Genomic DNA, 18,778 nt, shown 5'->3' with positions numbered 1-18,778 from the left:
CCTTCCGGCAAGGTCTCACTTACAACAAGAAAGGAATACGCTCACGTATTCCTTTTTCGTTGCCCGGCGACCGGATGCGGTATTACACGCATCGTAATGACGATCCACCGACCAGGAAGTTACTCCCCTTTGCAGGTAACAAAATATGTCAGGCCATTGGTTTCGTCAATGGCCTGCGCTAATTCATTACACAGCTTTACGCGGTAACTTCTGCGTTAAGGCCGTCAGCCGGGAAAACCACCCCCGTCTGGCGACGGATTTCGGTTTGCAGCTTCGCCGTGGTACGGCTCACCGCAAGGCCCGGATGGTTAACTTCCTGGGTTTCGACCAGACGCGCAAACACCTCTGCCTCATACAGCATAGTGTTGATATGCTGAGGCTGCGTCAGTTCCTGAGGCTTGCCGCCGCGCGGCACGTAGCTCAGCTTCTGGCACTCAGAGATCTTCTCGATCACCAGCGCGCCGTTCTCGCCCTGGATCTCGCTTGGCAGCACCGAGTCACTCACCTTGGAGTGCTGCAGCGTCACGCTGAAATCGCCATAATCCAGCACTACCAGGCCGTGGGCATCCACGCCGCTTTCCAGCAGGCTGGCGGTCGCCTGCACCCGGTGCGGCTCGCCCCACAGCGCCACCGCCGAGGCGAGACAGTAGAAACCGATATCCATAATCGAGCCGTTGGAGAACTGCGGATTAAAGGTGTTCGGATTCTCGCCGTCCAGGTAGCGCTGGTAGCGCGACGAATACTGGCAATAGTTGATAAAGGCTTTGCGGATGCGGCCCACTTTCGACAGCGACTGCTGCAGCAGCAGGAAATTCGGCAGGCTGGCGGTTTTGAAGGCCTCGAACAGCACCACCTGGTTTTCCCGCGCAAGGGCAATAGCGGCTTCAACCTCATCGATATTAGAGGCCAGCGGCTTCTCGCAAATCACATGTTTTTTATGGCTGAGGAACAGCTTCGTCTGCGGGAAGTGCAGAGAGTTGGGGCTGGCAATATAAACCGCGTCAATCGCATCGCTTTGCGCCATCTCCTCCAGCGAGGTAAAGAGATGTTCGACGAGGTAGTCGTTCGCAAAGGTCTGGGCCTGTTCAAGGCTGCGGGAATAGACTGCGGTAAGTTTATATTTGCCGGTCTCATGGGCGGCATCGACGAACTGACGGGTGATCCAGTTCGTCCCAATGACTGCGAAACGTATCATAAACGTTTACGTACTCCGTAGCAGGGAACCTTTAGCCACTGTAGCACGTCATCATGACAAATCGCGTGCGCTAATCCGCATTACTCTTTAACGATAGATGCGTCAGCCACAGCCGGGTATCAAACTCCAGCTGATGGTACTGCGGCTCCATGTGGCAGCAGAGGGAATAGAAGGCTTTGTCGTGCTCCTTCTCTTTCAGGTGCGCCAGCTCATGCACCACGATCATGCGCAGGAACGCCTCCGGCGCGTTGCGGAACACCGTCGCCACGCGGATCTCGGCTTTGGCCTTCAGCTTGCCGCCCTGCACGCGGGAGATGGCGGTGTGCAGGCCCAGCGCGTTCTTCAGCACGTGGATCTTATTGTCGTACATCACCTTATTGATCGGCGGGGCGCTCTTCAGGTAACGGCTTTTGAGATCCTGCGTATACTGCCAGAGGGCTTTATCGGTAGCGACATCGTGGGTGCCGGGATAGCGTTTTTCCAGCACCGCGCCCAGCTTCTGCTCGGCAATCAGGCTACGAACCTGAGAAAGTAAATGCTCCGGGTAGCCCTGGAGATAAGGAAGTTGGTTCATCAAAAGCCCACATCAGTGTGAAAACGGGTATACTCACGCACCCTTTTCAGGGATAACGCCGAAATTTTACCACTCAGGAGGGCCGATGAGCCACTTAGACAACGGTTTCCGTTCACTCGACTTAAAACGTTTTCCGGAAACGGACGACGTTAACCCGCTGCAGGCGTGGGAAGCGGCGGATGACTATCTGCTGCAACAGTTGGATGACACCGAAATCAGCGGCCCGGTTCTGATCCTGAATGATGCTTTCGGCGCCCTGGCTTGCGCCCTGGCCGAACACACCCCTTACAGCATCGGTGATTCATACATAAGCGAGCTGGCGACGCGGGAAAACCTGCGTCACAACGACATCGATGAAGGCAGCGTGAAATTCCTCGACAGCACCGCGGATTACCCGCAGGCGCCGGGCGTGGTGCTGATCAAAGTGCCGAAAACAATGGCGCTGCTGGAGCAGCAGCTCCGTGCGCTGCGCAAGGTGGTGACGCCAGAGACGCGCATTATCGCCGGTGCTAAAGCGCGTGATATCCATACCTCTACGCTGGAACTATTCGAGAAAGTGCTGGGGCCAACCACCACTACGCTTGCCTGGAAGAAAGCGCGCCTCATCAACTGTACTTTCACGGCACCAGACCTGGCCGACGCGCCAGAGACCCTGAGCTGGAAGCTGGAAGGCACCGACTGGACCATCCACAACCACGCCAACGTCTTCTCCCGCACCGGGCTGGATATCGGGGCGCGTTTCTTTATCGAGCATCTGCCGGAAAATCTGGAAGGGGAGATCGTCGATCTCGGCTGCGGTAACGGGGTGATCGGCCTGACCCTGCTGGCGAAGAACCCGGAAGCGAGCGTGGTCTTCAGCGACGAATCGCCGATGGCCGTAGCCTCCAGCCGTCTCAACGTGGAGACCAACATGCCGGAGGCGCTGGATCGCTGCGAGTTTATGATCAACAACGCGCTCTCGGGCGTGGAGCCGTTCCGCTTCAACGCCGTGTTCTGCAACCCGCCGTTCCATCAGAAGCACGCCCTGACCGATAACGTCGCCTGGGAGATGTTCCACCACGCGCGCCGCTGCCTGAAAATCAACGGGGAGCTCTACATCGTCGCCAACCGCCACCTGGACTACTTCCACAAGCTGAAGAAGATCTTCGGTAACTGCACCACCATTGCGACGAACAACAAGTTCGTGGTGCTGAAAGCGGTTAAGTTGGGTCGCCGCCGTTAAGATTGTTTTGCCCGGCGGCGCTACGCTTACCGGGCCTACAAAACCGTAGGCCGGTGCAAGCGTAGCGCCGCCCGGCAATGCTTTAGATCGCTAATGCTAACGCCGTCCCCTGGGCAATCGCCCGCCGGGCATCCAGCTCCATCGCCACATCACACCCGCCAATCAGATGCACCGTTCTGCCCGCCTCGCGCAGCGGCTCGGCCAGATCGCGCTTCGGCTCCTGTCCGGCACACAAAATGACATGATCGACGGGCAGCAACTGCGGTTCACCGCCGATCAATAGGTGCAGCCCTTCGTCGTCGATCTTCTGATAACTCACCGCCGGGATCATCTTCACGCCGCGGGCGAGGAGGGTGGCGCGGTGGATCCAGCCGGTGGTTTTCCCCAGCCCTTCGCCAGGTTTGCTGGCCTTGCGTTGCAGCATCACGATCTGGCGCGGGCTTTTTGGCAGCTGGGGCCCTTCCGGACGCAAGCCCCCCACCTGATTCAGGCTGGTGTCGATGCCCCATTCTGCGCAGAATTCCGCGATATTCTGGCTGGTGGCCTCGCCCGTCTGGCTCAGGTACATGGCGGTATCAAAGCCGATCCCGCCGCAGCCGATGATCGCCACCCGATCGCCCACCGGCGCTTTGTCGCGCAGCACGTCGAGGTAGCTCAGCACTTTCGGATGATCGATGCCCTCGATCGCAGGCAGACGCGGGGCGATCCCGCTGGCGAGGATCGTCTCGTCAAAGTCGGCGAGATCGTCCGCGGTCACCCACTGGTTGAGCCGCAGATCCACGCCGGTAACCTCGATCATCCGGCGGTAGTAGCGCAGCGTCTCGTAGAACTCCTCTTTGCCGGGGATCTGTTTGGCAATATTAAACTGCCCGCCAATCTCAGCGGCGGCATCAAACAGCGTCACGCTGTGCCCGCGTGCGGCGGCATTCACCGCAAACGCCAGCCCCGCGGGGCCTGCGCCCACCACCGCCAGCCGCTTTTTGTTGATGGCCGGAACGATGGGCATGCGGGTTTCGTGACAGGCGCGCGGATTCACCAGGCAGGAGGTGACTTTGCCGACGAAGATCTGATCCAGGCAGGCCTGGTTGCAGCCGATACAGGTGTTGATCTCATCCGCACGGCCGCTTTGCGCTTTGGAGAGGATCTCCGCATCGGCGAGGAAGGGCCGTGCCATCGACACCATATCGGCATCGCCATTCGCCAGCAGATCGTCTGCCACCTGGGGATCGTTAATGCGGTTGGTGGTCACCAGCGGGATCGACACTTTGCCTTTCAGCCTGCGGGTTACCCAGCTGAACGCCGCGCGCGGCACCGGGGTGGCGATGGTCGGAATGCGCGCTTCGTGCCAGCCAATCCCCGTGTTGATGATGGTCGCGCCCGCCGCCTCTATGGCCTGCGCCAGCTGGACGGTTTCCTCGAAGGTGCCGCCGCCCTCCACCAGATCCAGCATCGACAGGCGGAAGATAATAATAAAGTCGCTTCCGGCGCGCTCGCGCACGGCGCGCACCACCTCGACGGCAAAGCGCATCCGGCGTGCATAGTCGCCGCCCCATTCGTCGTCGCGCTGGTTGGTGCGTGCAGCGAGGAATTCGTTAATCAGATAGCCTTCGGAGCCCATCACCTCCACGCCGTCGTAGCCCGCCTCCCGCGCCAGCGCCGCACAGCGGGCGAAGTCATCGATCAGGGTCAGGATCTCGTCGTGGGTCAGCGCTTGCGGCTTAAAGCGGTTGATGGGGGCCTGGATCGCCGACGGGGCCACCGGGTTTGGCTGATAGCTGTAGCGCCCGGTATGCAGAATTTGCAGGGCGATTTTACCGCCTTCCTGGTGGACGGCATCGGTCACGATCCGGTGATGGGGCAGCTGTGCCGCATCGTTCAGCACCGCGCCGCCCTCCATCGCCACCCCGGATGGCGCAGGGGCCACACCGCCAGTAACGATGAGCGCCACCCCGTGACGGGCGCGCTCGGCATAGAACGCGGCCAGCCGCTCAGCACCGTCCGGCCGCTCCTCCAGCCCGGTATGCATCGAGCCCATTAACACGCGGTTTTTCAGGGTGGTGAACCCCAGATCGAGGGGGGCGAATAGCGACGGGTAGCGGCTCATAGTCTCTTCCAGTGTAAAATTATTGTTATGTGGTCGGATGAGTTACTAATTTAGCCAGCGGCAGAAGAAAGGTAAAAGCGGGATCGAATGATTGTGATAGATCTCAAAGAACTTCCCCGGTGGCGCTGCGCTTACCGGGGCTACAAAACCGTAGGCCGGATAAGCGCAGCGCCATCCGGCGTTTTTACGGCGCCGTGGCGCGCACCAGCCCCGGTGCCTGCCACATGGATGTGGTCAGCCCGCTGTCCACCAGCCCGAGCTGGTCGGCATAGACCGCCTGCCACTTCTGCATCATGCCGTCGTACAACGCCCGGTGTGCCGGATTGGGGGTAAATTCCCGGCTCCATTTCACCAGCGACTCTCCCGTGGCAGCCATATCATCATACAGCCCGGCGCCGCTCCCGGCGGCGATGGCGCAGCCCAGCGCGGTGGCTTCTTTCACCTCCGGCACCCGCACCGGCAGGCCGGTAACGTCGCTTAAGATCTGGCTCCACAGTGCCCCTTTCGCGCCGCCGCCGGCAAACACCAGGCTGTCAAAGGTGACGCCGGAGAACTTCGAAATCTGCGCCAGGTTGCAGGCGGAGACAATTGCCGCGTTCTCCTCCAGGGCGCGGAACAGGGTAGCCTTATTGCATTTTTCCGGGTCGATGGAGAGGTTAATAAACGACGGCGCAGCGTGATACCACTGCTTAAAGTGCATGGCGTCGGAGAAGATCGGCATCACCCCGTGAGAGCCCGCCGGCACCCGGCTGGCCATCTCCTCCATCAGGGCGTAGGTGTCCATCCCCATGCGTTCGGCAATCAGCTTCTCTTCGGCGCAGAAGGCGTCGCGGAACCAGCGCATGGTCAGCCCGGTGAAGAAGCTGATCGACTCCGCCTGGGCCATACCCGGAATGACGTGCGGGTTCACGCGGATGTTCATCTGCGGATCGGTGCGCACCTGCGGCAGGTTGACCACCTGCTGCCAGAAGGTGCCGCCCAGCACCGCGGTTTGCCCGGCGCGGACCACCCCCAGCCCCAGGCAGCCCAACTGCACATCGCCGCCGCCCATCACCACCGGCGTGCCTTCCCGCAGGCCCGACTGCTGCGCCGCCTCCCGGGTAACGGCTCCCAGCACGCTCCCTGTCTCTTTGACCGGCGAGAGGATATCGGCCCGCAGCCCGGCCATGTCCAGCAGCGCGGGCCGCCAGTCGCGGGAAAAGAGATCTAACATGCCGGTGGTGCCGGCGTTAGAGGGGTCAACGGCCAGCTCGCCGGAGAGCTTCGCCGCCAGCCAGTCGCTGATCATGGTAATGGTCGCCGCGTTGCGGTAGATATCCGGGCGATGGTGCGCCAGCCAGAGCAGGCGCGGCATGGCGCTCAGGGCCAGGGTCTGGCCGGAGACGTCATAGACTTCAGATTCAAAGCGGTAATCGTGGATCTCTTTGAGTTCAGCCACTTCGCGGCTGGCGCGGGCATCGACGTTGGCGCAGGCCCAGATGGCGTCGCCGTTGCGATCATAGAGGACAATCCCCTCGCGCATCGAGCAGCAGGCGACGGACTGGATATCCGCCGCGCTCAGGTGCGCCCGCTCAAGCGCCTGGTGAATACACTGGCAGGCCAGCCGCCAGTTGGTGTCGAGGTCGAACTCCATCGAGCCGGGGACGTTCTCCACGCTCAGGTGTTTCCATTCGGCCTGGCCGACGGCTATCTGGTTGCCCTGGAGATCAAACACCACGGCGCGAACGCTGCCTGTCCCTGCATCTAACGCTAAAAGGTAACTCATGAGCTTGCCTCGTGTCAGGCGCAGGGCGACTCTTATCCGGCCAGAGCCAGCACCGCGCGGGCTGTCGTCTCTTCCGTCACCAGGCCATTGATACGGCGACCCTTCAGTGCGGCATAAATCGCATCGGCTTTCTCTTCTCCTCCGGCGACGCCAACGATGGTGGGCAACTGCGCCAGTTCATCGAGGGTGACGCCCAGTAACTCACGGTGGATCTCCAGATCCGATACCCGCTCTCCCTCGGCATTGAGGAAATAGCCCAGGATGTCCCCCACCGCCCCTTTGCGGGCAAACATCAGCTGTTCCCCTTCGCTGATATAGCCGGAGCGCAAGATGGTGGCATCCCGGCGCTGGTTTACGGCGCCAATGCCGACCACGGCGGCGTCGGCGGCGGTGGCGGCGAGGATCACATCCCGCACGCTGGTTTCCCGCTTCAGGATCCCGGCCACCTCTGCGGAGGAGACCCGCAGCGGGGCGGGGATCATGCTGACGCTGCAGGCGGCATCCAGCTGACCAATGCCGGTCATATAGGGCCCGACGCCGCCGGAGAGGGTCACCAGCCGCACCTGCTGGGAGCTGATAAAGCCGCTTAAGTGCTGAATGCAGCTCATGGTGGTTTCACCAAATCCCACCGCCAGCAGTTGCCCCGGCTCCAGCACGCCCATTAACGACTGCGCGGCGCCAATCCCTAAGCGCACGCTCATCGCCGGGGTATTCAGGGCGGGCAGCACGCGCACCAGCTTCAGGCCGAAACGCTGCTGAAGCGCGGTCTCCAGCGCCAGACACCCTTCGTAGCGGGAGTTGATCTGCACGCGGATCACCCCGGACTGTCGGCCCTTTTCCAGCAGCCGTGAAATCTTGAGCCGCGGTAAACCCAGCCGTTCGCCGATATCGTTCTGCGTCAGGCCGTCGTGGTAGTAGCACCACGCCACGCGCGCCACCAGTTCCTCTTCCGTCAGTGCCAGTCCGGCAAATCGTCCCTCTTCGGCAACGCGTTTCTCAGCCATATTTGAACTCTTATCAAAATTTAGATCATATGTTCGCTTTGCCGCAGCTTGAATCTGTGAGCCACACGGCAAAACGGATATTCCGGAATGTTTCAGCATTATCGGGATCATATCCATAAAACTGTGATCCCTGCACGGTTGTAAATATAGTTCACCGTCTACGCTTTTGAACATTATTAATTTCAAAAATCATTTGTTCAATAGCGGAGCGATAATGAGAGCACTGATTGAGGCGCGCGGGATCCAGAAGCAGTTCTCCGGCGTTCCAGTATTGAAAAACATTGATTTCACTCTGCTTGCCGGCCAGGTGCATGCCCTGATGGGGGGCAACGGCGCCGGGAAATCGACCCTGATGAAGATTGTCGCCGGGGTCGAAACGCCCGACCGCGGTGAACTTTCTATTGAGGGCCAGCCTTTTGCTCGCCTCAAACCGGGCCAGGCCCACCAGCTTGGGATCTACCTGGTTCCCCAGGAGCCGATGCTGTTTCCGAACCTCAGCGTGCGGGAAAACATTCTCTTCCGCCTGCCGCGCGGGCAGGCCACCGCCCAGCGTCTTGGGGATAAGCTGGAGCAGCTCCAGTGCCAGCTCAATTTAGACGCTGCCGCCAGCACCCTGGAGGTGGCGGATCAGCAGATGGTGGAGATCCTGCGCGGGCTGATGCGCGAGGCGAAGATCCTCATCCTTGATGAACCCACCGCCTCGCTGACACCGGGCGAAACGGAGCGCCTGTTCCGCCAGATCCGCGCGCTCCAGGGGACGGGGGTCGGGATTGTCTTTATCTCTCACAAGCTGCCCGAAATTCGTCAGCTCGCCAGCCATGTCTCGGTGATGCGCGACGGGGCGATCGTGTTGAGCGGCGAAACCGCGCAGTTTGACGATAACGCGCTCATTGCCGCCATGACCCCGGTCAGCCGCGACCCGCAGTTGAGCGACACGCAAAAGCTGTGGCTGGCGCTGCCGGGCAATCGCCGCACCCAGGCGCAGGATTTTCCGGTGCTGCGGGTGGAGACGCTCACCGGGGAGGGCTTTATCGATCTTAGCCTTGAGATCTACGCCGGGGAGATCGTCGGCCTGGCGGGATTAGTAGGCTCCGGGCGCACCGAGTTTGCCGAAACGCTCTACGGCCTGCGCCCGTCGCGGGGCGGGAGGATCTGGCTCGAAAACCAGCAGATCGACCGCGATCCGGTCAGCGCCCGGCTGGAGAAAGGGCTGGTCTATCTCCCGGAAGATCGGCAGGTCTCCGGCCTGTTTCTCGATGCGCCGGTACGCTGGAATACCGTGGCGCTGAACGAACCTTCGCTCTGGCAGCAGCGCAAACGCGAGGCGGCGGTGGTGGAGCGCTATCACCGGGCGCTGGGGATCAAACTCAACGGCCCGGATCAGACCGTGCGCACCCTGTCGGGCGGCAATCAGCAGAAGGTGCTGCTGGCCCGCTGCCTGGAGGCCAATCCGCTGCTGCTGATTGTTGATGAGCCGACCCGCGGCGTGGACGTCTCCGCCCGGGCCGATATCTATGGGCTTCTCAAAAGCGTGGCGGCGCAAAACGTGGCGGTGCTGATGATCTCCAGCGACATGGATGAGTTTCCCGGCCTGGCGGATCGGGTACTGGTGATGCACCAGGGGGTGCTCAGCGGGGAACTGCCGCGCCACGCCGTCAGCCTCGATCGCATGATGGCCCTGGCCTTCGGAGGGCAGGCATGAAAACACTCCTGAAAAACCGCGAGCTCAGCGCCCTGCTGGCGATCCTCGCCCTGTTTGTGGTGCTGGTGGCCCTGAATCCGGCCTATCTCAGTTTGCAGACCCTGGGGATGATCTTCGCCAGTTCGCAAATCCTGATCCTGCTGGCTCTCGGCGCCGGGCTGGTGATGCTGACCCGCAATATCGACGTGTCGGTCGGCTCGATTGTCGGGCTGTGCGCCATCGCCGTGGGGGTGGCGCTGAACAACGGCTACGGCCTGCCGGTGGCGATCCTCTTTGCGCTGGCGATCGGGGCGCTGGCGGGGGCCTTCAACGGCCTGCTGGTGGTGGGGCTGCGCATTCCGGCGATTGTCGCCACCCTCGGCACGCTGGGGCTGTGGCGCGGGGCGATGCTGCTCTGGACCGGCGGGAAGTGGATTGAAGGGCTGCCGGTGAGCCTGAAAGCGCTGTCGGAGCCGGTGGCGCTCGGGGTATCGCCCCTGGGGTTTGTGGTGCTGGTCATCGCCGCTCTCGGGGCCTGGATGCTGTCGCGCACCGCCTTTGGCCGCGATTTCTACGCCGTGGGGGATAACCTCGCCGCCGCTCGCCAGCTGGGGGTGGCAGTCAACCGCACCCGGATGGTGGCCTTCACCCTCAACGGTGTGCTGGCCGCCTGCGCCGGGATCGTCTTTGCCGCGCAGATCGGCTTTGTGCCGAACCAGACCGGCAGCGGGCTGGAGATGAAAGCCATCGCTGCCTGCGTGCTTGGGGGCATCTCCCTGCTCGGCGGTACCGGTACCTTAATCGGCGCCCTGCTGGGGGCCTTCTTCCTGACCCAGATCGACACCGTGCTGGTGCTGTTCCGCCTCCCGGCGTGGTGGAATGACTTTATCGCTGGCCTGGTGCTGCTGGGGGTGCTGGTACTCGACGGACGGCTGCGCCAGGCGCTGGCGCGTCATCAGCGGGCCCTGAAGTACAGCCGTTTCCAGCCGGGCAACAAAGGGGGGAAGCACGTCACCCCATTTCCCAAACGCAAAAAAGAGGTGGCGTAGATGAAGCTTAACTGGGAGTGGGCGCTGCTGCTGTTACTGGTGCTGGAGATCCTGCTGTTTGGCACCCTTAACCCGCGGATGCTCGACATCAACATGCTGCTGTTCAGTACCAGCGATTTTATCTGCATCGGCATTGTGGCGCTGCCGCTGACGCTGGTGATCATCAGCGGCGGGATCGACATCTCCCTCGGCTCGACCATTGGCCTGTGCGCCATCGCGCTGGGGGTGATGATGCAGTCCGGCGTGCCGATGGCGGCGGCGATCCCGCTCACCCTGCTGCTCGGGCTGCTGTGTGGTCTGTTCAACGCTTTGCTTATCCACTACACCGGCATCAGCCCGCTGGTGATCACCCTTGGCACACTCTACCTCTACGGCGGCGGGGCGCTGCTGCTCTCGGGCATGGCCGGGGCGACCGGTTACGAAGGCATTGGTGGTTTCCCGGAGAGCTTCACGGCCTTTGCCAATCTCACGGTTATCGGGCTGCCGATCCCGCTGGTGCTGTTCGCGATCATCACCTTTATCTTCTGGCTGATTACCCATCGCGGGCGCTTTGGCCGCCATCTGTTTCTGATTGGGCAGAATCCGCGCGCGGCGCGCTATGCGGCGCTGTCGGTTAACGGCATGTCCTACGCGCTCTATGGCCTGGTGGGGGTGGCTTCGGCGATTGCCGCGCTGGTGATGGTCTCCTATTTCGGCTCGGCGCGCTCTGATTTAGGGCGCGACCTGCTGATGCCCGCGCTCACCGCGGCGGTGCTGGGCGGGGCGAATATCTATGGTGGTTCAGGTTCGGTATTGGGTACTGCGCTGGCGGCATTGCTGGTGGGGTATCTGCAACAGGGGTTACAGATGGTCGGCATCCCCAACCAGGTGTCGAGCGCGCTGTCAGGGGCGCTGTTGGTTGTGGTGGTGATGGGACGTTCACTGAGTCTGCACCGTGAGTGGGTGCGATCTCTCTTTACAAAACTACCCGGAGCGTAAGATGAAAATAAAACTGATGGTGCTGGCCGTAGCATTAAGCGTTGCCTCGGCGCAGGCCGCCGACCGCATTGCGTTTATCCCGAAACTGGTGGGGGTCGGCTTCTTTACCAGCGGCGGCAACGGGGCGAAAGAGGCGGGTAAAGCGCTGGGCACGGACGTCACCTACGATGGCCCCACCGAGCCGAGCGTCTCGGGGCAGGTGCAGCTGATCAATAACTTCGTCAACCAGGGCTATAACGCCATTATCGTCTCCGCCGTGTCGCCGGACGGCCTCTGCCCGGCGCTGAAGCGCGCCATGCAGCGCGGAGTGAAAGTCCTGACCTGGGATTCCGACACCAAACCGGAGTGCCGCAGCATCTACATCAACCAGGGAACCCCGGAACAGCTCGGCGGCCTGCTGGTGGAAATGGCCTCGAAGCAGGTGACCAAACCGGACGCCAAAGTGGCCTTCTTCTACTCCAGTCCCACCGTCACCGACCAGAACCAGTGGGTGAACGCGGCGAAAGCCAAAATCGCCAAAGATCATCCTCAGTGGCAGATCGTCACCACCCAGTTTGGCTATAACGACGCCACCAAATCCTTGCAGACCGCCGAGGGGATCTTAAAAGCCTACCCGGATCTGGATGCGATCATCGCCCCGGATGCCAACGCCCTGCCGGCGGCAGCCCAGGCGGCGGAAAACCTGAAGCGGGAAGGGGTGGCGATAGTCGGCTTCAGCACGCCGAACGTTATGCGTCCGTATGTGGAGCGCGGCACGGTGAAAGCCTTCGGCCTGTGGGATGTGGTGCAGCAGGGCAAAATTGCGGTCAATGTCGCCGATCGTTTGTTGAAAAAAGGCGATCTTAACGTCGGCGACAGCGTGGAGATCAAAGATATCGGCGCCCTGAAGGTCGAGCCGAACAGCGTGCAGGGCTATCAGTATGAAGCGAAAGGCAACGGCATTGTGCTGCTGCCGGAGCGGGTGGTGTTTACCAAAGAGAACATCAACAACTACGACTTCTGACGGGAGAGAACATGGCTGATTTAGACGACATCAAAGAGGGCAAGAACTTTGGCATCGACCGGCCGCAGCAGAATGTGCCTTTTACCCTGAAGGGGTGTGGGGCGCTGGACTGGGGGATGCAGTCCCGCATGGCGCGCATTTTTAACCCCACCAGCAACCGCACGGTGATGCTGGCCTTCGATCATGGTTATTTCCAGGGGCCAACCACCGGGCTGGAGCGCATCGATCTCTCTATTGCGCCGCTGTTCGGCGAAACCGATGTGCTGATGTGTACCCGCGGCATTCTCAGAAGCACCGTGCCGCCCGCCACCAACAAGCCGGTGGTGCTGCGCGCCTCCGGGGGCAACTCGATGCTGGGTGAACTCTCCAATGAGTGTGTGGCGGTGGCGATGGAGGATGCGCTGCGCCTCAACGTCTGTGCGGTGGCGGCGCAGGTCTATATCGGCAGTGAGTATGAGCATCAGTCGATCAACAACATTATCAAGCTGGTGGATGCGGGCAACCGCTACGGTATGCCGACCCTGGCGGTGACCGGTGTGGGTAAGGAGATGGCCCGCGACGCGCGCTATTTCTCGCTGGCCAGCCGTATTGCCGCCGAGATGGGGGCGCAGTTCGTTAAAACCTATTTTGTGGAAGAGGGATTCGAGAAAGTGACCGCCAGTTGCCCGGTGCCGATTGTCATCGCCGGGGGTAAAAAGCTGCCGGAGCACGAGGCGCTGGAGATGTGCTTCCGCGCCATCGATCAGGGGGCGTCGGGTGTCGATATGGGACGCAATATCTTCCAGTCCAGCGCGCCGCTGGCGATGCTGAAGGCGGTGAAGAAGGTGGTGCACGAGAAGATGAGCGCCCGCGAGGCGTACCAGTTCTGGCAGGAGGAAAAACAAGGAGAAACACAATGAACGTGACCTTAGTGGAGATCAACATTAAGCCGGACAAGGTGGACGAGTTCCTGGAGGTATTTCGCGCCAACCATGAAGGGGCGATCCAGGAGCCGGGCAACCTGCGGTTTGACGTTTTGCAGGATCCGCGGGTGAAAACCCGGTTCTTTATCTACGAAGCTTACAAGGATGAGGAGGCAGTAGCGGCGCATAAACAGACCCCGCACTATCTGGCGTGTGTGGAAAAGCTTGAGGATCTCATGTCGGAGCCGCGTAAAAAACGTTGTTTTGTCGGGTTGATGCCGGCGTAAAAATCGCCCGGTGGCGCGTTGCTTACCGGGCCTATGGGCTTGTGCGGTCTGTTGCCCGGTGGCGCTGCGCTTACCGGGCCTACAGGGATGGTGCGGTTTGTTGCCCGGTGGCGCTGCGCTTACCGGGCCTACAATGGTTCAAATGGTGCGGGTTTTGTAGGCCGGGCAAGCGTAGCGCCGCCCGGCGTTTTTCAGACCAGCTCCAGCAGCTGAACCCGCGCTGTTGCCCCCGGCATCAGCCGTTGCAGGTTGCTGACCAGCTCATCCCCGGCCGCTTCCAGCGCCGCTAACGGCATGGCGGGCAGGCTTTCGAGAATAAACCACATGGTCTGCGCCTGGCTGTCCAGCCGGGTACGCACTCCCTGTCGCCAGTTCCAGCGTCGGCAGGTCACTCCCACGTCGTCGCGCCAGATAACCTCGCCCACCTCGGGATATTCCATGCCCGGCTGACCCTCTTTAACGGTATCAAACGGCTCGCTGCCGTCGGCCAGCGTCAGCCGCGGAGCCCCGGTATAGGCGGCAAGATTTTCCCCGCCCACCGGGATGGCGTAGCGGATACTGACCGCATTGTAGATATCCACCACCGGATCGAGCGGCGGCAGAGTGCCCTCTTTCAGCACCCGTTTGCGCAGAGCGCTGGCGGAGCAGGGGGTGCGTTTCGGTTTGGCGCCAAAGGCTTTAAACACCTCATCCCAGGCGGCGAGATGGGCTCCGGCCCAGGAAAAATCATCGTTTAACACCTGCTGGCAGGCCTGAGCTAATGCGGCGGAGGCCACTTCCGGGGCGGTAATGGGCGCGGCTTCAACCACGATGCTCAGCGCGCGGAACCCCGGCGCGATCCCGGCAAGACGCGGATCTATTGACGGCGTAAGGAGGGACATAAATAATCCTGTATCGACTGTTTTATACCATGGTAATGACCAGTGACTGATAAAGTCAATATAATGACCGAGCACGGTGCAGACGTGGCCCAGGTAAGCCTGGCGGTCGCGAACCGTATCCGCAACTGGCGGAAAGAGAAAAAACTGTCGCTGGACGAGCTGTCGCGCCGCGCCAGCGTCAGCAAAGGGATGCTGGTGGAGATCGAAAAAGGGGCCGCCAACCCCAGCATTGCGATCCTCTGCAAGCTGGCGGCGGCGCTGGGCGTCTCGGTGGCGGAGATCGTTAACGTCGCCAGCGAGCCGCAGGTGCATATTATCGAGGAAGCGGCGATCCCGGTGCTCTGGCAGGGGGAGAAGGGCGGTAGCGCCCGGCTGCTGGCGGGGACGGCTGGCCCGGATATGATTGAACTCTGGCGCTGGGAGATGCAGCCGGGGGAGTGCTTTACCTCACCGGGGCATCCGGCGGGCACCTTTGAACTGATCCACGTGGAAGCGGGAGTACTCACGTTGAAGGTGAAGGAGAGCGTGACGCAGGTGGTCGCTGGCGCGTCGGCGGTGGCAAAAACCGAAGCGGCGCACAGCTATGGGAACGAAGGGGCAAACGTGCTGCGGTTCACCATGACGGTGGCGGAGTTTCATCGGTAAAAAAACGCCCGGTGGCGCTGCGCTTACCGGGCCTACAAAAACCAAAGCCGTTGTAGGCCCGGCGGTTTTTACGCTTCAGTTACACTCACCTGCATGGCCGCCAGCGCCTTGCGGGCCGCTTTCAGCACCAGCTCACACTGCTCAATGGTCAGCGTCAGCGGCGGTTCAATGCGAATGGTCTTCGAGTTGTTGAGCGTGCCTGCCACCAGCACCCGCTGGCGGAACATCTCGCTGGCGAAGCTGTAGCCGGTTTCGTTATCGACAAACTCAATCGCCATCAGCATCCCTTTGCCGCGCGCCTCCTGGACCAGGCCCGGGTATTCACGCCCCAACTGACGGAAGCCATCCAGCAGCATGTCGCCTTTCTGCTCCGCCTGGGCGGGCAGGTTCTGCTCCAGCAGCACGTTGATGGTAGCCAGCGCCGCGGCACAGGCCAGCGGATTGCCGCCAAAGGTGGTGGTGTGCAGGAAAGGATTATCGAACAGCACCGAGAAGACCTCTTCGGTGGCGACGGTCGCGCCAATCGGCATCACGCCGCCGCCCAGCGCTTTCGCCAGGCACAGAATGTCCGGCTGCACGTTTTCATGCTCGCAGGCGAACATCTTGCCGGTGCGCCCCATGCCGGTCTGCACTTCATCCAGGATCAGCAGCGCGCCAAACTCATCGCAGAGCTTACGCACCGCGGGCAGGTAGCCCTGCGGAGGCAGGATCACGCCGCCTTCGCCCTGGATAGGCTCGAGGATCACCGCCGCCACCTCATCGCCGGTTTTATGGCATTCCGACAACATGGTGCGCATGGCGTTGATATCGCCGAACGGCACATGGCGGAAGCCCGGCAGCAACGGCATAAACGGCTTACGGAAGGTGGATTTCGCGGTGGCAGAGAGTGCCCCGAGCGACTTGCCGTGGAAGGCGCCGCTGGTGGCGATAAACGTGAATTTCCCGCGCGGCGACTGGTACGCTTTGGCGAGTTTGATCGCCGCTTCGACCGATTCCGTGCCGCTGTTACAGAAGAAGCTGTATTTCAGTTTCCCCGGCGTCAGTGCCGCCAGCGTTTTTGCCAGCATCGCCCGCAAGGGGTCAAGCAATTCCTGGCTATGAAGGGGTTGTTTTGCAAGCTGATTTTGTACGGCGGAAACCACTACTGGATTACGGTGCCCCACGTTGAAAATACCAAATCCACCCAGGCAATCTATAAACTCCTGTCCCTGAGTGTCGACAAGCGTATTCAAACTTCCCGCCTGCCACTCTACGGCTCCGTAATCCCCGCCTGCCGTTACCGATTTCCTGTATTCGAGAAAACCTGGATTGACATGCTCTTTGAAGTAATCAATCACCTCGCGGTTAAGTTGTTTCATCTCCTCATGATCAAGCGTTCGCTTCTCAATGAGATTCAAGGCGTGCGCGGTACAGGCAAGGGCCGACGCGCTGGAAGGTAACCTGTTCAAGATGTGCTCCCGGGGATGGCGTATCACATGATACTGGATTAAGTATTGCAGGCTTTACGCCACATCCAGAGCCTTAACAAAAATCGGGATAAACGCCAGGTTAAAATAATGTTACACAATATTTAATCATGCAAAAGCGCAGCCTGGCCGCTGCGGCAGGGAATTTTCAGAAACAGAGATGCCCGCTAGCAGTGCATTTGCTCTGTTTTAGGGCGGTGAGAGAGCAGATACGGATCCTCCTTCAGGAGTAGTTTCGTATCGAAATCATTAGAAATCAATAGATTAAGAAAGCGTACAAAAAATGCGGTTTAGTGGCGTTTTGCGATCTCAGGCATGTTTAACAACTAAAGATATGTTCGTTACCGCCGTAAAATATTTACGCCACAAAAATAACATTCAAGTAACCTGCAAGGGATGCCTATGTCGCCTCAACCGTTTGTCACGCAGTGTGAATACCCGCTACAAGATGACACCACCCTGATGTCCACCACCGATCTGCACAGCTACATTACGCAGGCCAACGACACGTTTGTGCAGGTAAGCGGGTATACGCTTGCCGAACTGTCAGGACAGCCGCACAACCAGGTCCGCCACCCGGATATGCCAAAAGCGGCCTTTGCCGATATGTGGTACACCCTGCAACAGGGCGAACCCTGGAGCGGAATTGTGAAAAACCGCCGCAAAAATGGCGATCACTACTGGGTGCGCGCGAATGCGGTGCCGATGGTGCGCAACGGTCAGACCACCGGGTATATGTCCATCCGCGTGAAGGCCACGCCGGAAGAGATCGCCGCTGTCGAGCCGCTCTATAAGGCGTTAAACGAAGGGCGCAGCAAAAAGCGCGTGCATAAAGGGCTGGTGGTTGCCAGAGGCTGGACCGGCAAACTCCCGTCGATGCCGCTGCGCTGGCGGGTCCGCGGCGTGATGACCGCGTTATTTGCCGTGCTGGCGGCCACCCTGTTTGCCACCGGTGCGGGATGGGCAGCGCTGGGCGCCAGCGCGCTGGTCATGCTGCTGGGTACGCTCCTGTTTGAGCAGCAGATCGTGCATCCAATCGAGAACGTGGCGCGTCAGGCGCTGAAGGTGGCGACGGGCGAGCGCAACAGCGTTGAGCATCTCAACCGCAGCGACGAGCTGGGGCTGACCCTGCGGGCGGTCGGTCAGCTCGGGCTGATGTGCCGCTGGCTGATCAATGATGTCTCCAGCCAGGTCGTCAACGTGCGTGACGGCAGCGAGCAGCTGGCGAGGGGCAACGACGACCTCAACGATCGCACCCACCAGACCGTCTCGAACGTGAAGCAGACCGTGGAGACCATGAACCAGCTGGCAATGACCGTACAGAACAACACCAGAACCGCCGTTGACGCCGATAAGCTCTCCATCGCCGCCAGCGACGCCGCCACCGAAGGCGGACACGCGATGCAAACCGTGGTCAAAACCATGGACGAGATTGCCGACAGCACCCAGCGTATCGGCTCTATCACTAAGCTGATCAATGACATTGCCTTCCAGACCAATATTCTGGCGCTGAATGCGGCGGTAGAAGCGGCCAGGGCAGGGGAGCAGGGCAAAGGCTTTGCGGTGGTAGCCGGAGAGGTGCGTCATCTTGCCAGCCGCAGCGCCACCGCCGCCAACGACATCCGCAAGCTGATCGACGCCAGCGCCAGTAAAGTGCTGTCGGGCTCGGAGCAGGTCAATGCCGCCGGGCGCACGATGGACGATATTGTTGAGAAAGTGCAGAACGTCACCCGGCTTATCGCGGAGATCAGCCATTCGACCTCCGAGCAGGCGTCCGGGCTGTCGGAGCTGACCCGCGCGGTAGCGGAACTGGATTCGATTACCCAGAAAAACGCCGCGCTGGTGGAAACCAGCGCCCAGGTGTCGGCGATGGTGAAACACCGGGCTAAACGCCTTGAGGATGCGGTCACCGTCCTTCACTGAGTCAGTAATGTTCTATAAAAGCCGTTTACGCTTCACAGCGTAAGCGGTTTTTTTATGGCGAATTGTCATTATTTTTATCATTTATTGTTACTTAAATAT

16 protein-coding genes are annotated in these 18,778 nt (G+C 60.7%); 9 read left to right on the top strand and 7 right to left on the bottom strand.

Annotated elements, in window-relative coordinates:
* Nucleotides 1–196 precede the first annotated feature (196 nt).
* Together GNG29_RS19930 and GNG29_RS19925 are read right to left on the bottom strand one after the other, a co-directional pair.
* Nucleotides 197–1,195 (bottom strand): Gfo/Idh/MocA family protein, encoded by a 999-nt coding sequence (locus tag GNG29_RS19930; protein WP_103177119.1) that lies wholly within the window; start codon nt 1,193–1,195, stop codon nt 197–199.
* Between the two features lie 70 nt (nt 1,196–1,265).
* On the bottom strand, nt 1,266–1,769 hold the full coding sequence (locus GNG29_RS19925) for a YgjP-like metallopeptidase domain-containing protein (RefSeq protein ID WP_103177118.1): 504 nt from the start codon (nt 1,767–1,769) through the stop codon (nt 1,266–1,268).
* A gap of 85 nt (nt 1,770–1,854) precedes the next feature.
* Here GNG29_RS19925 and rlmG point away from each other — a divergent pair, with 85 nt between their 5' ends.
* Nucleotides 1,855–2,991 carry a 23S rRNA (guanine(1835)-N(2))-methyltransferase RlmG gene (gene rlmG, locus GNG29_RS19920; RefSeq protein ID WP_103177117.1) on the top strand — a complete coding sequence of 379 codons (1,137 nt, stop codon included), beginning with the start codon at nt 1,855–1,857 and terminating at the stop codon, nt 2,989–2,991.
* An 82-nt stretch (nt 2,992–3,073) separates the two neighbouring features.
* On the opposite strand, the gene GNG29_RS19915 is transcribed toward rlmG, so the two are convergent.
* From GNG29_RS19915 to lsrR, 3 genes are all read right to left on the bottom strand, one after another.
* Nucleotides 3,074–5,095: an NADPH-dependent 2,4-dienoyl-CoA reductase gene (locus GNG29_RS19915; protein ID WP_156655260.1), complete on the bottom strand. Its 2,022-nt coding sequence runs from the start codon at nt 5,093–5,095 to the stop codon at nt 3,074–3,076.
* A 184-nt stretch (nt 5,096–5,279) separates the two neighbouring features.
* Nucleotides 5,280–6,860 (bottom strand): autoinducer-2 kinase, encoded by a 1,581-nt coding sequence (gene lsrK, locus GNG29_RS19910; protein WP_156655259.1) that lies wholly within the window; start codon nt 6,858–6,860, stop codon nt 5,280–5,282.
* Between the two features lie 32 nt (nt 6,861–6,892).
* Nucleotides 6,893–7,864, bottom strand: coding sequence for a transcriptional regulator LsrR (lsrR, locus tag GNG29_RS19905; protein WP_103177114.1), 972 nt, complete (start codon nt 7,862–7,864; stop codon nt 6,893–6,895).
* Nucleotides 7,865–8,078: 214 nt separating this feature from the next.
* On the opposite strand from lsrR, the gene lsrA reads away from it, so the two are divergent.
* From lsrA to lsrG, 6 genes are read left to right on the top strand one after another with little or no spacing between them, the layout of a single operon-like run.
* Nucleotides 8,079–9,566, top strand: coding sequence for an autoinducer 2 ABC transporter ATP-binding protein LsrA (lsrA, locus tag GNG29_RS19900; RefSeq protein ID WP_103177113.1), 1,488 nt, complete (start codon nt 8,079–8,081; stop codon nt 9,564–9,566).
* Nucleotides 9,563–10,594: an autoinducer 2 ABC transporter permease LsrC gene (gene lsrC, locus GNG29_RS19895; RefSeq protein ID WP_103177112.1), complete on the top strand. Its 1,032-nt coding sequence runs from the start codon at nt 9,563–9,565 to the stop codon at nt 10,592–10,594. Before lsrA ends, lsrC begins: the two co-directional genes overlap by 4 nt.
* Nucleotides 10,595–11,572, top strand: coding sequence for an autoinducer 2 ABC transporter permease LsrD (gene lsrD / locus GNG29_RS19890; RefSeq protein WP_103177111.1), 978 nt, complete (start codon nt 10,595–10,597; stop codon nt 11,570–11,572).
* Between the two features lies 1 nt (nt 11,573).
* Nucleotides 11,574–12,575, top strand: a complete 1,002-nt coding sequence (lsrB, locus tag GNG29_RS19885; protein WP_103177110.1) for an autoinducer 2 ABC transporter substrate-binding protein LsrB — start codon at nt 11,574–11,576, stop codon at nt 12,573–12,575.
* 11 nt (nt 12,576–12,586) lie between these two features.
* The gene (lsrF, locus tag GNG29_RS19880) at nt 12,587–13,474 is read left to right on the top strand and encodes a 3-hydroxy-5-phosphonooxypentane-2,4-dione thiolase (RefSeq protein WP_103177109.1); all 888 of its coding nucleotides are present in this window, start codon (nt 12,587–12,589) and stop codon (nt 13,472–13,474) included.
* Nucleotides 13,471–13,764 carry a (4S)-4-hydroxy-5-phosphonooxypentane-2,3-dione isomerase gene (gene lsrG, locus GNG29_RS19875; RefSeq protein ID WP_103177108.1) on the top strand — a complete coding sequence of 98 codons (294 nt, stop codon included), beginning with the start codon at nt 13,471–13,473 and terminating at the stop codon, nt 13,762–13,764. The genes lsrF and lsrG overlap by 4 nt, the downstream gene beginning before the upstream one ends.
* 191 nt (nt 13,765–13,955) lie before the next feature.
* Here the strand turns inward: lsrG and GNG29_RS19870 are convergent, their stop codons facing one another.
* Complete coding sequence (locus GNG29_RS19870) at nt 13,956–14,645, bottom strand: B3/4 domain-containing protein (RefSeq protein ID WP_103177107.1); 690 nt, start codon at nt 14,643–14,645, stop codon at nt 13,956–13,958.
* 63 nt (nt 14,646–14,708) lie between these two features.
* Here GNG29_RS19870 and GNG29_RS19865 point away from each other — a divergent pair, with 63 nt between their 5' ends.
* Nucleotides 14,709–15,290 carry a helix-turn-helix domain-containing protein gene (locus GNG29_RS19865; protein ID WP_409201141.1) on the top strand — a complete coding sequence of 194 codons (582 nt, stop codon included), beginning with the start codon at nt 14,709–14,711 and terminating at the stop codon, nt 15,288–15,290.
* A 68-nt stretch (nt 15,291–15,358) separates the two neighbouring features.
* On the opposite strand, the gene ygjG is transcribed toward GNG29_RS19865, so the two are convergent.
* The gene (gene ygjG, locus GNG29_RS19860) at nt 15,359–16,738 is read right to left on the bottom strand and encodes a putrescine aminotransferase (RefSeq protein WP_197431826.1); all 1,380 of its coding nucleotides are present in this window, start codon (nt 16,736–16,738) and stop codon (nt 15,359–15,361) included.
* Between the two features lie 420 nt (nt 16,739–17,158).
* On the opposite strand from ygjG, the gene GNG29_RS19855 reads away from it, so the two are divergent.
* Nucleotides 17,159–18,679 (top strand): PAS domain-containing methyl-accepting chemotaxis protein, encoded by a 1,521-nt coding sequence (locus GNG29_RS19855; protein WP_103177105.1) that lies wholly within the window; start codon nt 17,159–17,161, stop codon nt 18,677–18,679.
* Nucleotides 18,680–18,778 lie beyond the last annotated feature (99 nt).

The sequence above is a fragment of the Leclercia sp. Colony189 genome, assembly GCF_009740165.1.
Lineage (GTDB): Bacteria > Pseudomonadota > Gammaproteobacteria > Enterobacterales > Enterobacteriaceae > Enterobacter.
Note: the sequence above shows the minus strand (reverse complement) of the source record. Positions and strands in the feature narration are given on the sequence as shown.

Coding starts and splice junctions, on each gene's coding strand:
- lsrA (WP_103177113.1), top strand. CDS start 8,079: ATGAGAGCACTGATTGAGGCGCGCGGGATCCAGAAGCAGTTCTCCGGC.
- lsrD (WP_103177111.1), top strand. CDS start 10,595: ATGAAGCTTAACTGGGAGTGGGCGCTGCTGCTGTTACTGGTGCTGGAG.
- GNG29_RS19870 (WP_103177107.1), bottom strand. CDS start 14,645: ATGTCCCTCCTTACGCCGTCAATAGATCCGCGTCTTGCCGGGATCGCG.
- lsrR (WP_103177114.1), bottom strand. CDS start 7,864: ATGGCTGAGAAACGCGTTGCCGAAGAGGGACGATTTGCCGGACTGGCA.
- GNG29_RS19930 (WP_103177119.1), bottom strand. CDS start 1,195: ATGATACGTTTCGCAGTCATTGGGACGAACTGGATCACCCGTCAGTTC.
- lsrK (WP_156655259.1), bottom strand. CDS start 6,860: ATGAGTTACCTTTTAGCGTTAGATGCAGGGACAGGCAGCGTTCGCGCC.
- lsrG (WP_103177108.1), top strand. CDS start 13,471: ATGAACGTGACCTTAGTGGAGATCAACATTAAGCCGGACAAGGTGGAC.
- GNG29_RS19915 (WP_156655260.1), bottom strand. CDS start 5,095: ATGAGCCGCTACCCGTCGCTATTCGCCCCCCTCGATCTGGGGTTCACC.
- GNG29_RS19925 (WP_103177118.1), bottom strand. CDS start 1,769: ATGAACCAACTTCCTTATCTCCAGGGCTACCCGGAGCATTTACTTTCT.
- GNG29_RS19865 (WP_409201141.1), top strand. CDS start 14,709: ATGACCGAGCACGGTGCAGACGTGGCCCAGGTAAGCCTGGCGGTCGCG.
- rlmG (WP_103177117.1), top strand. CDS start 1,855: ATGAGCCACTTAGACAACGGTTTCCGTTCACTCGACTTAAAACGTTTT.
- lsrF (WP_103177109.1), top strand. CDS start 12,587: ATGGCTGATTTAGACGACATCAAAGAGGGCAAGAACTTTGGCATCGAC.
- lsrB (WP_103177110.1), top strand. CDS start 11,574: ATGAAAATAAAACTGATGGTGCTGGCCGTAGCATTAAGCGTTGCCTCG.
- GNG29_RS19855 (WP_103177105.1), top strand. CDS start 17,159: ATGTCGCCTCAACCGTTTGTCACGCAGTGTGAATACCCGCTACAAGAT.
- lsrC (WP_103177112.1), top strand. CDS start 9,563: ATGAAAACACTCCTGAAAAACCGCGAGCTCAGCGCCCTGCTGGCGATC.